Source organism: Paenibacillus albicereus (assembly GCF_012676905.1).
Lineage (GTDB): Bacteria > Bacillota > Bacilli > Paenibacillales > Paenibacillaceae > Paenibacillus_O > Paenibacillus_O albicereus.
The window spans coordinates 2,038,298-2,053,471 of record NZ_CP051428.1; the positions used below are offsets into that span (position 1 = coordinate 2,038,298).

General features: G+C 52.5%; 7 protein-coding genes. All 7 read left to right on the forward strand.

Annotation, left to right across the window (positions count from 1 at the left end):
• The first annotated feature begins 89 nt into the window (after window positions 1-89).
• The 7 genes from HGI30_RS08850 to HGI30_RS08885 all read left to right on the forward strand — a co-directional run bounded on the left by HGI30_RS08850 (window position 90) and on the right by HGI30_RS08885 (window position 15,174).
• Window positions 90-1,202 (forward strand): copper amine oxidase N-terminal domain-containing protein, encoded by a 1,113-nt coding sequence (locus HGI30_RS08850; RefSeq protein ID WP_049867105.1) that lies wholly within the window; start codon window positions 90-92, stop codon window positions 1,200-1,202.
• Window positions 1,203-5,033, forward strand: a complete 3,831-nt coding sequence (locus HGI30_RS08855; RefSeq protein WP_228551405.1) for a DUF5704 domain-containing protein — start codon at window positions 1,203-1,205, stop codon at window positions 5,031-5,033.
• Between the two features lie 30 nt (window positions 5,034-5,063).
• Window positions 5,064-5,552 (forward strand): hypothetical protein, encoded by a 489-nt coding sequence (locus tag HGI30_RS08860; protein WP_049867106.1) that lies wholly within the window; start codon window positions 5,064-5,066, stop codon window positions 5,550-5,552.
• 14 nt (window positions 5,553-5,566) lie between these two features.
• On the forward strand, window positions 5,567-5,833 hold the full coding sequence (locus HGI30_RS08865; protein ID WP_084781212.1) for a helix-turn-helix domain-containing protein: 267 nt from the start codon (window positions 5,567-5,569) through the stop codon (window positions 5,831-5,833).
• A 13-nt stretch (window positions 5,834-5,846) separates the two neighbouring features.
• Window positions 5,847-13,067 (forward strand): DEAD/DEAH box helicase family protein, encoded by a 7,221-nt coding sequence (locus tag HGI30_RS23745; protein WP_437348426.1) that lies wholly within the window; start codon window positions 5,847-5,849, stop codon window positions 13,065-13,067.
• A gap of 469 nt (window positions 13,068-13,536) precedes the next feature.
• Window positions 13,537-14,484, forward strand: coding sequence for a DUF3991 and TOPRIM domain-containing protein (locus HGI30_RS08880; RefSeq protein WP_048743965.1), 948 nt, complete (start codon window positions 13,537-13,539; stop codon window positions 14,482-14,484).
• Window positions 14,485-14,730: 246 nt separating this feature from the next.
• Entirely contained in the window at window positions 14,731-15,174 is a 444-nt protein-coding gene (locus HGI30_RS08885) for a plasmid mobilization protein (protein WP_021877804.1), read from the forward strand.

Sequence of the window (15,174 nt, forward strand, 5' to 3'; positions counted from 1 at the left end):
GACAGTGGACAGGCAACAGAATCGGCACTATGATGTAGGCAACAGCAAGTTTTTCCAGTTCCGCACAATTTCTTTAGGGAGTGAGGCATTTGAAAAGAAGGTTAGTATCCCTCCTCATTGTGACACTTTTCGGAAGTATATTCAGTTTGACGGCAAGCGCAGCCAGTAAACCGCCAACCTTTGTCAGCGTCGTCATGGACGGCAAAAAAATCTGGTTTCCCGACGCGCAGGCGTTTATTGATGAGAACGGGCGAACGCTCGTCCCGGTACGTTTTGTCGCCGAATCGCTCGGAGCGAAAGTCGGCTGGGAATCGAAAACACAGACGGTTCCGATTACGAGAGACGATCAATCTATCGTTCTGACGATTGACCAAAATGTTGTGCAGGTAGATGGCAAAGCGGTCACTTTGGATACGAAAGCCATCCTGAGCGGCGGTCGAACGTTTGTGCCGCTCCGTTTCGTCAGCGAGGTGTTAGGTGCGAAGGTGGATTGGGACAATCCGACAGACACCGTGTTTATCAAGACCAGCGAAGATAGCGCGGGGCAGATCGACCAATGGGGGCGCTTGATTCGCACGACCGACTTACCGAAGAATGCGAGCGATTATCCATACATTCTTGCGGACGTTCCGAACGAAATGTACGAGATGGGCTATCCATTTTCGCATCCAACAGACAGCAAAGTTTCATCCGTCCTCTACTCGACGAAGCCGGAATTCAACAAGAAGAACGTGGATATTTGGATGGGAAGACTGAAAGCATTCGGTGCGCTTTGGCTGAATGTAAATTACAACACGATTGATGACGCTTGGGCGCAGGCGGTTTTTGCTACCAAAATGCAAAACTCTGATGCCGAACTGAAACATATTCGCCGCTACGCAGAATGGGTCAAAGAGAACCAAATCCAGATGGAAGGCTATCTTGATCCCGAGCCATCCATGATTTATAAAGATGGGTTTGGCAACAACTTTGTGCGATCCAAGTTCAGGATTAAATTCGTCTCGTACAAGGCAAGCAATGACTTGCTTTACGATGAGTGGTTCCCGAATAAACAAACGTTTGAGAAAGGTGTTTGGTACGAAGGCTACGCCGATATTTCTCTATCCACTAATGTAGGCGGCGATTGGGGAAGTACGTTGAAGGTCGATCCGAATGCAAGTTTGTTCCGCAATCATATCATTAGAAAGGCGGACTCGAACTAGATGCGCAAACATAAATTCATACGAATCACGTTGAGCATGCTGCTGGCATGCTCTTTTTTATTGTCGTGCTTTCCGTTTCTTATGAATGCTGCGACACCGGCTGTCCGGGTAGATGAGGGTAAGATCAAATTTGAAATCACTAGCACAGCAGCAACCTCGTCCATCCGCTACAGAACGGTAGGTTGGACGGTGCGTCGTGACCAACTCTGCACGAATACATCATCCAAACAGTGTAGTGATCCACGTAACGGCAGTCACGCATCATTTGTCAATCAACAGGTGCGTCAAGTCGCGCAAAATCCGAACCCCCCAATTCCCGGAGAGCCGGTCACGACCTACTACGAAGTCAGTGAAGATTTAGTAACGGACGGCATGTGGCAAGCAGGCATGGGAGACATCAAGGACAACGACGACCTGTACTTGTACGCAATTATGGTATCCGTCGATGGCAATGGAAACGTGCGCAAAGGACCATTTTACACGTTAGAAGGAATCAAGAACGCTGAACCTTGGGCGCACCCGGATGATCTCGATGATTACTTTGGGATTCACGTCCCCTATCGCAGCGCGAATTTTCCTGTCGATGTCGTTGCGAAAACCGTGAGAGGAACGATCCTCAATCAGCCTGAGGTCACGTTCCATAAGGGCGACTACAAAGTCGGCGAGACGATCAACCACGAGTTTCCTGCGACGATTGAGGATAACGGGAAAACGTACAGTATTGTCCGCTCCTACCTATCGCCGAAGAAGGACCTAACGCAGAAAAGCTGGTTGCAGGAAAATCCGGATACGAATCCGAAGGTGAGAACGCGAAGCTTCACGGTTGCGCTTGGCGGAACGGAAGCGATTGCCGAATACGCTGAAAATAACCCGGTAAAGGCGATCTATCAAAAGGAAGATGGTACGAAACTCAAGGAAGTCGACAAAGGCGTCTACGAGACTGGAGAGGAAGTGAACTATACGTTTGATCCGCAGCTCACATCTGGCGGCCAGACATATGAAATTGTTCGCACTTATATCACAAACAACAAGAAGCCGGATGAGAAGCTATTCATACAAGAAAAAGGCGACGCGAAGCTGCTCGAACGCTCCATCTTGGTTGGCTCTGGCGGCTCCAACTTCGTCGGCATCTATAAAATTCCTTCCCCGATTACCGTGACCTCTCGTATTGACGCGCCAGATCACGTCGATGCTTCCGTCACCTCTGTGGATGGAAATTTTGTATTTGAAGCGAAGTCACCCGTGCCGCTCAAAACGTATGAGATCACAAAAATAGAGAACGCAACATTCGTTACGCCTAGCGATAAGTCCGGCTCACTCAGCGGGCTGACGGCAAGTAAATCGCTGCCGATCAAAATTCCATTCACATCCGGCTCCAGTATTACCGTCAAAATCACGGTCGTCGTGAAAGATGCTAATGGTAACAGCGGAGATTCCACCTCGGATCACACCGTACGCAAAGGCGACAATGGCGGCGATACCTCGTCACCCGGCACGAGCCAGCAAGCCGAGGCGATGGATGCCACGGCATCGGCGATCATCAAGGCGGATTCGCGCGGCGCAGAACGCTTTGACGTTTTGAAGGGCATTCCGACCTCAGAAAGCCTTTATGTTAACGCGAGCGCCAAAGCGTATTTGTATCGCAACACATTCACGGAAGTGAAAGGCTCGAAATCTTACCCGATTACAGTCAGCCGCACGTATACGCTGAGTTGGACGGAATATGTTCCCGGCCCGCCGGATAGCGAAGGCCATTCGACCACGGTTCCGGTATCCCGATCCGACACGCAAACCGTCACCCAAAGCTACAACGTGGAGCGAAAGTACAGCTATTGGCTGGTAGACCGTTTGGAAGTGTATGGCTTACAGAAGGTGACAGTCGTCAATTACGCGCTTCCCTCCGGTTCGGTGACGCTTCAAGCAAACGGGTATTCCACACCGTCTGTTTCCGCCACCCATGATGTAGCCGCTACGTCCCATATTACGGACCCGGTGTATCGCAACGTTGTGCTTTCCGGACAAACGGTTTACGGCGGCTCCAGTAGACCTTCGGTTCCAAGCGAGAACTGGAAGTCTGAGGCTGAAAATGCAGTCGGTAAAATCAAGGTCAAAAACGATACGGTCGTCTTTAACGGACAAACGATCATGGATAATCGGACGGTTGAGGAAACGGCTCCCGCTCCGGGGGCGATTCCCGCATCTCCCATGATCGGGCAGGACGTTTTATATGGTTCGGGCTTTGTCATTGATCCGACTAAAACGAACAAGGCGAGCCAGCCAAGCACGGGCACGATTTATTATACGCTGGTCAAGGGCATCGGCGGCGGATCGAACCAAAGCTTCCCGATCAATGACATCAATCCGGTGACGGTGCATACCCCCGTCGTCAATCTGGCATCAGTAGCCAACGATCAGGCGCACAATCAGAAAACGGTGCCGACAGCCGATCGTTCGGCGCTTATTCTGGATCGTCCCTTTACCGTGACGATTCCTACCAGCGGGCCGCACCGGGACATTACCGGCTACGGCAATCGGGACTATGCCAAATATGTGCGAGACAAGCAGGTAAGGTTCCCATTCGATGTATACAAGGCTGACCACGCAACGTTGATTCCGAAGGACACCTGGACTTCGATTCCTGTCGGCCAGCTTACAACCACTTTTTACATGCCCGTTTGGGTAGATGAGGGAAATTATGATGTACTATTCCGCACGTTTGCCGAAAACAGTCCGGCTTCATTCACATCACAAAGTAATGCCAATTTGGACTTAACTAATCATGTGGCGACACAAGTTGTGGCGGTTGAGGTTATTGGCCGTCTGTTCGACTTCCGAATTACCGATGTTGCCGACTACCAGTGGGAAAAGGTGTTCAGAACGGCGGCAGGCAGTGCGACGCCGACCGGAAATAGCTATTGGGTTGGTACAAAAGGGATCGACGGCGCGGCGCGCGGCAATACGGCCCCTTACGTGCTGCCGATTCGGCCCGGCAGTCACCCGGAGAGCGGAAAGAAAAATGTTGTCGTAAAAACAGGCTATCACTTCAAATTTGAGGTCAAAACGCTCGGCAACATGTTCAGCGCGGGCGACGGGATTAAAATCACGCCTACCTTTTACTTCGTTGACAAGCAGGGCAAAAACCGACAACAGGTGGACTTGTACTATCATTCGGGAACCAAGCGGTTTATTCGGATCGGCTCCACGGAAGACACCGAGCAGCGGCTGGTGACGCTGGATACCCGTCTGCGCAATGTGTCGCAGCAGGAGTTAACCAATACTGCCAGTTCACTTTGGAGGGTGAATGGTTCTTCCGGCAGTCAGACATCGTATGTACAGCAGTATTTGAGGGAAGCGGCGCAAAAGCGGATTTACGTCGGTGGCTACGACGGCATGCTGCTTCCTTCGCAGCTCCGGACGTTTATCGGCAGTATGCAGGTGCCGTCCGGCATTGATACTGCACGAGCTAATGCCTCGGTGCAGCGCTGGTTTGGCGAGTATAGCCTTCCCGCTGCTCCCTATGCAGTGCCAGCAGGCATGAATCTGGCCGAGTACGGACGTACCCACCGGCTGGACGACAATGCGCCGATCTTCCTGCGTGACGGCTATTTTGTAGTCAATTTTAACATCGAAACCATTCGCAATAAGGACATCGCTCACCCGCATTTGCAGTATAAAAATGCGCCGCTGGACAACCAGTGGCATATGGAAGGTTTTCAGCGCAGTTTTGTCGATCCTTACGGGGGGATGTTCTTATTGCTAGACGGGGATGTTGTGTTTTATCACGCCGACTTGTCCAGCTACGACGATTTTGGTACGGGCGGCACCCATTAAAAACAGCATACCGTTTGGGAGGAAAAGAGCATGATTGAGAAGCTGAAGATTGCCACATCTGAGGATGAGGCTTATTTTTATTCCGCCTCCATCGAGAAGGATACGGAGCGCGGTTGTATTGGGCATGTGCGCGGTGATTTCGGCAAAGATGGGGAGGCATTCTGGGCGACTTGGTTCGAACATATCTCTTCGTTGAAAACTCCTGATTTTCGGGAGGAGCTTGGAGCGGTCATTCAAGCGTTGACGGAACAGGGGCTGCTTCAAAACCGCAGTGGCATGCACGATTTTTGTATAAAACATCCAGAGGCCCGTCTACCAAGCGCGCGGCACAGCGATGTCTATGGCTTTTGTTTACAGACGGCAAAGCATCGTTACTATCTGCGATGCTTTCCGCGTGCCGGCGACTATAACTTTTATTTATATTGCTTCACTCGGCCGGAGCGAATAATTGAATTGTCGTCGCCCCTCCATTCCCCTTCATCGGCACCACTAAAGCAGAAGTCTGAACTGGAACGATAGGAGGATGCACTTCTATGAATGATCTTGCCCGTTACCGGTTGCTGACCGGAGCATCTATTCCCCCTGCAGCGAAGCTGCTGTACAGCTATTTGCTGGATCGTGCAGGCGGGCGAAACGGCGCGGTACTGCTTTCGTCCAGGCGACTTGCATCAGAGGTGGGTCTTTCCACTTCTGCTGTGCGTCGCAACCTGCATCGGCTTCAGCAAAATGGACTTATTCGGCTCACGCCAAGATATTCCGAGGAAGGCATTCGTCTGACGAACCAAATTACCTTCGTATGAGGAGGTGCGACCTTTGACAGCCAAGTTGCAGCGAATGTCCGAGCTTGCCGCCAGTACGGCCCATGCGGTTTCGGATCACCCCGAGCGCTGGGCCGATTTTCTGCGAACGGCAGCCTGGAACTACAAGTATCCGTTTCAAGATCAACTTTTGATTTACGCGCAGCGCCCCGATGCTACGGCCTGTGCTTCAATTGAAATCTGGAACAAGCGGTTGAACCGTTGGGTAAAGCGCGGCGCAAAAGGCATCGCGCTGATCGAGGATCGGGGCAGTCATCTGGGGCTGCGTCATGTCTTCGATGTGTCGGACACGCAGAGCCGCAGCCGACAACCCATCTCCCTATGGCGCATGGAGGAGCCGGATACGGAAGCCGTCATCGAAACGCTGGAAAATGCATTTGGCAGTGAACGAGAGCCTGGTATGGAGTTGGTTGACACGCTGTTGTCTGCTGCCCGAGACGCGGTGGAGGATCACAGCGCCGATTACGTGCGGATGCTGCTGGCCGAACGCGATAACAGCCTGCTGGAAGAACTGGATGAGCCGCATGTGGAACTGTTGTTCAGGGAAGCCGCTCAACACGCGGTCACCTTTATGGCGCTGACACGCTGCGGTCTGGAACCCTCCCGTTACATCAGCGTTGACGATCTGTCCGGTGTCGGCTATTTCAATACGCTCCCTGCGCTGTCACATTTGGGCGCGGCGATCAGCGACGTAGCTGAAACGATGCTGCGCGAGATTGAATCCACCGTTCGGGCGATGCGCCGCGATGAGCAGCGAAAAAAAGAGCGACAGGCGAGTCGTACCGTTGCAAGGCCAGAATCCTTGCCGCAAAATGAAGCTAAATTACGCGAAAGGATGATTGAGCATGGAACTGACCTACACGCCGAGCGGGGATTACCTGCTGCCCGACCTGACGCTGACCGAACCGATGAGCATCGGGAAATATGGGATGTTGCACAAGACGTTTCTCAAGGAGCAGCGGAAGGGAACCTACGCGCACCTGATGCTGTCGGAGCAACTGACCCGGCATCTGGCGGACATCGACCGGACAGCACGGGAGCAGATCAACCTGACGATGCAGGAACTGACTCGGCAGCACCCGGCCCCGGACAAGGCGACCGACCCGATGGGCTGGACGAGTCACATGAACAGCTTGAAGCAGCAAGCGGAGGAACTGATTCTCACGGAGCTGATTTATCACTAAAATGGTACGACCGGGAAACGGAGGACAGAAGTCTTCCGTTTTTTCATGACCAAGCGATCATCAACGATATGCTTCGCGCCGCGCCGCTTTCCGAGAGCAAGGCGGCTATCGAAGCCTTTTTTGATGTGAATAAGGAAGATCGGGAACGGACGCTGTATATACGCAGTCTGTTCCCTCCGGGAATCACGGAGTTAACGCTAGATGATGACATAAAGGCCGGTTTTGAGCCGTACCGCAACGTACTGCATCTTTGGACGGGATCGGCGGAGCAGCGGACGGCGCAGAGCTTTTACGATTGGTCGGTGATTGCCGGGCATTTCGCCAGCATGATGATCCTTAACGAGTTTGATCCTGTTCGTACATCGGTGCCTTCTATTCAGCAGCAGACATTATGGATGAAGCAAGCGGAGGACGAAAAAGCCTCCGCTTTTTCACTTCCTCAAGCGGCCATCGACGCTGTTCTGCAAGGTGGAAGTGGTTTTGAGAGCGGAAAGCATCGCATCGCGCTATTTTTCCAACAGTCGTTATCGGCGCAGGAAAACGCTGATTTTCTGAAACGGGAATATGGCACTGGCGGGCGCCTCCCTGCTCTGATCGGCACCGATATTCATGAAAATCACGATAGTAAGGGAATTACGGTGACACGAGGTTCTATTATGAACCCGGACGTTAAAGTAGTGTTGCCATGGATCAAGGTGCAAAAGCGAATCGGCGAGCTGCTGGCAGCGGGCCGTTATCTAAACCGCCAGGAAGAAGAACGATTGCCTGCCTATGCCGAGCAGCAGGAGGAGAAGCGCAGGCAGCGCGCGGCGGAAAAGACGGAACACAATCTGCCGCTTTCGGAAGTGCAGCCGGATGAGTCGCAGCAAATACCCAACCGGGCTCGGGCGCACTATGCGTATACTGAGGGCAGCAAAGTATTTATCGGTGCGGATGAATACGAAATTGCGCAGATGGAGCCGCGAAAGGTTGTACTGCAGGACGTTCAATTTCCGTTATTCATGCAGGAAATGAATCGCCGGGATTTCGAGCGCATGCTGCGCGAGAATCCGCTGAACGATCATCTGATTTCCGGCCAGCAGGAATCGGATTCGGAACACGCGGAATGGGATACGGAACTGGTGGACGAACCGGAGCAAGCGGCACATGATGAAGGTGAGGGATTGACTCCCTCTCCTCCTTCCGCTGCCCCCAAGCTTCGGCATGAATTGGCTCCGGTCAGCAACTACCGAATCATGGACAACGAATTGGGACATGGCGGCGCGAAAACCAAGTACAAGTGGAATGTGGAAGCGATTCGGCTGCTCGGGAAACTGGAGAAGGATAACCGTCAGGCGACAGCGGACGAACAGGCTGTGCTTGCCCGTTATGTGGGCTGGGGCGGGATTCCGCAAGCGTTTGATGATGGGAATCCGCAATGGGGACCCGAATATGCGGAGCTGCGAGATTTGCTGGACCCGGAGGAATATGCATCCGCCCGCGCCTCCACGCTAAATGCGCACTACACCTCTCCAACCGTCATCAAGGCGATGTACGATTGCCTGGAGAGAATGGGCTTTCGTAGCGGTAATATTTTGGAGCCGTCTTGCGGCATCGGCAATTTTTTCGGTCTATTGCCGGAGTCATTTCAGGACGCTCGGTTGTTTGGCGTTGAGCTGGACAGCATCACCGGGCGCATCGCGCGGCAGCTTTACCCGCAAGTATCGATTGCTGTCAGCGGCTACGAGCAAACCAGCTTGCCGGACAGCTTTTTTGACCTCGCGATTGGTAACGTCCCGTTCGGCAGCTACGGCGTGGCCGACAAAAAATACGATAAGCACAAGTTTCTGATTCACGACTATTTCTTTGCGAAGACGCTGGATAAGGTTCGTCCGGGCGGCATCATCGCCTTTATTACCTCCAAAGGAACGATGGACAAACATAACCCAACCGTCCGAAAATACATCGCGGAACGGGCCGCGCTGCTTGGCGCGGTGCGTCTGCCTAATAATGCGTTCCTGGCGAATGCCGGAACCGAAGTGACCGCCGACATTTTGTTTTTGCAAAAACGGGACCGTAAGATGGCCGTCAGCGAGCACACCGAGGAATGGCTTTCGCTCGGCGTTACGGCAGAGGATGTACCGGTGAATAGCTACTTTGCGGCCCGCCCCGAAATGGTTCTTGGTACGATGGCCTACGATGATCGGATGTACGGCAATCAACAGGAAACGACCTGTCGTCCCTACCCGGACGCTCCTTTGGACGAGCTGCTGCGTGAGGCGCTAGCGAACATCCATGCGGAGTGGTTCGACTTGGAACGGGAGGAACAGCCGGAGGAGGAGGAAGTCTCCCTGCCTGCCGACCCGTCCGTTCGTAATTTCAGCTTTGCGCTGGTCGAAGGACGCATCTATTTTCGGGAAAACAGCCGGATGCGACCGGTTGAAACATCAGCAACTGCGGCGGGCCGTATCAAGGGCATGATTCAGCTTCGGGACACGGTGCGCGAACTGATCGAATACCAAACCGAGGATTACAGCGACGAAGCGATAAGGGAGCAACAGCGCAAGCTGGATACGCAATACGAACGGTTCACAACGCAATACGGCCTGATTAACAGTCGCGCCAATAGCCTTGCCTTTTCGGATGACAGCTCGTACTTCCTTCTCTGTTCGTTGGAAGTCATAGATGAGGAAGGACGGTTGCTACGTAAGGCGGATATGTTCACGAAGCGTACCATTCGGCAACGCACCAACATAAAACAGGTGGATACGGCTTCGGAGGCGCTGGCGGTTTCCATCGGTACGAAAGCTCGCGTCGATTTGCCGTATATGGCAGAGTTGACCGGACTCGCGCAGGAACTGCTTGTGCAGGAGCTTCGCGGCGTGATCTTCCCGAATCCTGAAAATCTGGACGAAGAAGGACAACCGATATACGAAACAGCGGATGCGTATTTATCGGGCAATGTTCGTGAAAAGCTGCGCACTGCCAAACAGTTTGCGGCCTTTGACGCCGAGCGGTACGCTGAAAATGTTAAAGCGCTGGAAGCCGTGCAGCCGATGGACTTGGACGCTTCCGAGATTGATGTACGACTGGGCGCAACCTGGCTGCCGCCGGAAGTCATTCGGGCATTCATTTTCGAACTGGTGGATACGCCGTATATGTACCAAACCTCCATCAACGTGATGTATTCCGGCTACACAGCAGCCTGGAACGTTAAAGGCAAAAGCGATGATCGTAGTAACAATATTAAGGCCAATGTCACCTACGGTACGAATCGCATCAATGCGTACAAAATTCTCGAAGACACGCTGAATCTGCGGGATGTACGGATATTCGATACGGCCGTTGAAAACGGTGTGGAAAAGCGGGTGCTGAACAAGCAGGAAACGGCTATCGCGCAGCAAAAGCAGGAAGCCATGAAGGAAGCGTTTCGAGACTGGATATGGCAAGATCCGCAGCGCCGGGAGCAGCTCACGCGACTGTACAATGATCGATTTAATTCCATCCGTCCGCGCGAATATGATGGAAGTCATATCCGCTTCACCGGGATGAACCCGGAAATCCGGTTGCGGCAGCATCAGGTCAATGCGGTTGCCCGAACGCTCTACGGCGGCAATTCCCTTTTCGCCCATTGCGTCGGCGCGGGCAAAACCTTTGCGATGACCGCCGCGGCAATGGAAAGCAAGCATTTGGGCCTGTGCAACAAAAGCATGTTGGTTGTTCCTAATCATCTGACCGAGCAATGGGCTGCGGAATTTTTGATGCTCTATCCGTCCGCGAACGTACTTGTCGCCACCAAGAAGGATTTTGAAACGAAGAACCGGAAGACGTTCTGCGCACGGATTGCCACCGGCGATTACGACGCGATTATTATCGGCCACTCGCAATTTGAAAAAATTCCGATCTCGGCGGAGCGCCAGCGGCAACAGCTTTACGAGCAAATATCCGAAATCACCAGCGGCATCCGCGAGCTAAAGGAAGCCAAGGGCGAGCGGTACGCCATCAAGCAGCTTGAGAGGACAAAGAAGACGCTGCAGGTCAAGCTGGAGAAGCTGAACGACACGAGCCGTAAGGATGATGTGGTTACCTTTGAGGAACTCGGCATCGATCGATTGTTCGTCGACGAAGCAGACTCGTACAAAAATCTATTCCTTTATACGAAAATGCGCAATGTCGCCGGGCTATCGCAAACCGAAGCGCAAAAGTCATCGGACATGTTTGCCAAGTGCCGCTATTTGGATGAATTGACCGAGGGACGGGGCATTATTTTTGCCACGGGTACGCCGATCTCCAACTCCATCACCGAGATGTACACGATGCAGCGCTACTTGCAATACGAGCGGCTCCGCGGGCAAGGCTTGCAGCACTTTGATTCGTGGGCTTCAACATTTGGCGAAACAGTTACTGCCATCGAATTGGCACCGGAAGGAACGGGCTATCGCGCGAAAACGCGGTTTGCCCGTTTTTATAATTTGCCGGAGCTGATGAACGTCTTTAAGGAAGTGGCGGACATTCAGACAGCGGATATGCTCCAGCTTCCGGTTCCCAAAGCCCACTTCCACAACGTCGCTGTTCCGCCGAGCGATTTTCAGCGTGAGATGGTCGCGGATCTCGCCAGCCGCGCCGAACTGGTGCGAGCGAAGCGAGTAGAGCCGCATGAAGACAACATGCTCAAGATCACCAACGACGGACGCAAGCTGGCCCTCGATCAGCGGCTGGCAAACGCCATGCTACCCGATGACGAAGGCAGTAAAGTAAGCGCCTGCGCGGATAACGTCTTTCGGCAATGGGCCGACAGTCGGGATCAGCGGCTCGCGCAGCTGGTCTTTTGCGACCTTTCCATTCCTAAGCAGGACGGAACCTTTAATGTGTACGACGAGCTGCGGCGAAAACTGACGGAGAAAGGCGTTCCGGTTGAGGAGATCGCCTTCATTCACGACGCCAATACAGAAGTGAAGAAGAAGGAACTGTTTGCCAAGGTGCGAACGGGACAGATTCGCATATTGCTCGGATCGACGTTTAAGATGGGTGCGGGAACGAACGTTCAGACCAAGTTGATCGCGCTTCATGACCTCGATTGTCCGTGGCGACCACGCGACCTGGAGCAGCGCAGCGGGCGGATTATTCGGCAAGGCAACCAGAACAGCGAGGTTCACATCTTCCGTTATGTCACAGAGAACACGTTTGACGCTTACCTCTATCAAACGCTGGAGAACAAGCAGCGGTTTATCTCGCAGATCATGACCAGCAAATCGCCGGTTCGTTCTGCCGAGGACATTGATGAGACGGCTTTGTCCTATGCTGAAGTTAAAGCGCTGGCGACCGGAAATCCGTACATCAAGGAGAAGATGGACCTCGACATCCAGGTATCCAAGCTCAAGCTGCTCAAGGCGAATCATTTAAGCCAGCGTTATGCGCTGGAGGATCGGCTGCTCAAAATGCTGCCGCAACAGTTCAAGTCAACGGAGGAACGCATTGCTGGGTATGAGCAGGACGTGGCCTTGTTCATGCGCGCCCAAGCGTCGGAAAAGGCTAGCAGCGACGATTCCCGTTTTCCCGGTATGACCATCAAAGATTACACGTACTCGGAACGTGCTACGGCGGGCGTTGCCCTGCTGGAAGCCTGCAAGGGCATGACCTCTCCCGATCCGCAGGATGCAGGCAGTTACATGGGCTTTTCCTTATGGCTATCGTTTGATAGCTTTGCAAAGGAATACAAGGTGACGCTGCGCGGCGCTTTGGGCCATACGATTACGTTAGGACCGGATGCAGGCGGCAATATGAGTCGAATAAACAACACCTTGTCGGATTTGCCGAATAAGCTCGCCTATTGCCGTGACCAGCTCGCAACACTCAAGCAACAGATGGTAACGGCGAAGGAGCAGATCGAGGCACCGTTCAAGCAGGAGCAGGAATTGCAAACGAAGTCCGCGCGGCTCGCGGAGTTAAATGTGCTGCTGAACATGGACAAAAGGGAAAACGAAGCCGTGGACAGCGTGTCGGATGAAGAACCGGAAGCACCCGAACGGCGGGTTGCGGATCGAGAGCGATAACAGCAATGGAAAGGTATAAATCACAGGACGAAACGGACTCCGGCTTTTGGGGTCCTTTTCGCATTTCTGGAGGTACGCACATGTTGTATGCCATCCCAAGCGGCGGCGGATGCTTTTGCCCGATTCTACCGCCTATTTGTTATGGAACCGATCCGACCGAGGAGGGAGAAACCATGCCGGAATTGGAATTGATATCCAAAGGGAAGAACTGATTTGGAGACACGTATTATTACATCCGTGATTCGAACGGGGTGACCAGTCAAGTCTATGAAAGCGAGTTAGACGCATTCATGAAAAAGAAAGGCGCTTCAGAGTTGAGGGAAAGAAGAGCTTATCTGTATCCCAAAAAGAAGGGTAAGGCACGATGAACAAATGAAGCAGGATGAAAGAAAATCAGCCTTACAATTAAGAGACACGATTTTTAAAGCCCGTTGTGTCTAATTTACTTTTTTCGAGAGGAACTACGGCAATGAGCTATGTAAGCAAGGAACAAATCGAACGTGCAAAGCAATTGGACCTGCTCACCTATTTGCAATGTTTCGAGCCATACGAACTGGTGCGGTGCTCGCGCAACGCCTATTCGACCCGCTCCCACGACAGCCTTAAAATCTCCAACGGTAAATGGTTCTGGTGGTCTAGGGGGATCGGCGGTCGTTCTGCGCTGGACTACCTCATTAAAGTAAGAGGCATGTCGTTTCCCGATGCGGTGCTGCAAATTGACGGTAATCCACCCGTTCACATGGCTCCAGCTACCCCTGCCATTCAGCAGGATGGTTCAAATGCGCGGCTGGAGCTTCCCGAACCGTATGAGAATTCGAATCGCGTCATCGCTTATCTTCGCAAACGCGGCATTTCTCGCGACGTAATCGAATTCTGTCTCGACTCAGGACGTCTTTACGAAAGCCGAATGTACCATAACGCAGTATTTGTGGGATTTGATTTGAAAGGTTCCCCACGGTACGCAGCGATTCGAGGAACAACCAAAACCCGATACAGGAGCGAAGCGTCAGGTAGTGACAAACGGTATTCGTTCTCCATCCCCGCCATTGGGAACAGCTCTGAACTGCATGTATTTGAGAGTTCGATTGATCTGTTATCGTATTGTACTCTTGCCTCAATCTTTGAAAAGGACTGGCGTTTATCTCATCAATTATCACTTGGAGGGATATATGGTCCAAAAGAAAATACGTATGAAGATACGACACCGGCTGCACTCACTCATTATTTGCAAAGCTATCCAAAGGTTAATCGTCTGGTGCTTCATTTAGATAACAACGATCCGGGCCGTTCAGCGGCAAATATGATTATTCGTTTGCTTGGCACCGCTTATGCCATTTCCGACGAGCTACCTAAAGGTGAAGATGTTAACGATGAACTGGTAGCTTATCGAAAACATCGCTCTGAGCTAACGCGTTAGCGATGGGTACGGGGATCGGCTGTAAGTGAATCATGTCTTTTCGATGATGCTGAGCGATCAGCGTCTTTTTGTCGTTTCGATGCCCCTCCCCTTTTTCCCGGCAGGTGCCTTCAGGGCGACGCGAGACGAATGTCTCGTGTTGCAGCAAGCACTGAATTTGGTCTCCCAAATTCGCTTGTTAGGGGCAAGCCCCTAATACCCCTGCCTCAGCTACACGCTCTTTTAATAAGAATATAGGTTTCAACAATGATCGGTATCTTTCAGAAACAGCAGAAACCATTCAGCTATTTCGTGCGAGCCATGTCCTTTGAAGAAGGAGTGAACATGATGAGAAGACGAGCGATTCGCATTCAGGTATGGGTGAACCATGATGAAAACGCAAAGCTCCAAGCGAGTGCGAAGACATCGGGACTTTCACAGGAAGGTTATATTCGATCCCTGATTAATAGATATGTCCCGAAGGCGATGCCGCCAACGGACTATTTCGCTATGATGCGCGAGCTTCACGCCATCGGCAATAACCTTAACCAACTCGCAGCGAAGGCCCATGCGACAGGTCATCTGGATCGAGCGGCTTTTCAGCAGGAAGCAGACCACTTGCGCCGCGCCGTCCAGCAGATTCAACAAGCCGTGACCGCACCGGAACCGAGAAACGAGCTACAAGGAAATTCTAACGTACATCCACCGTAA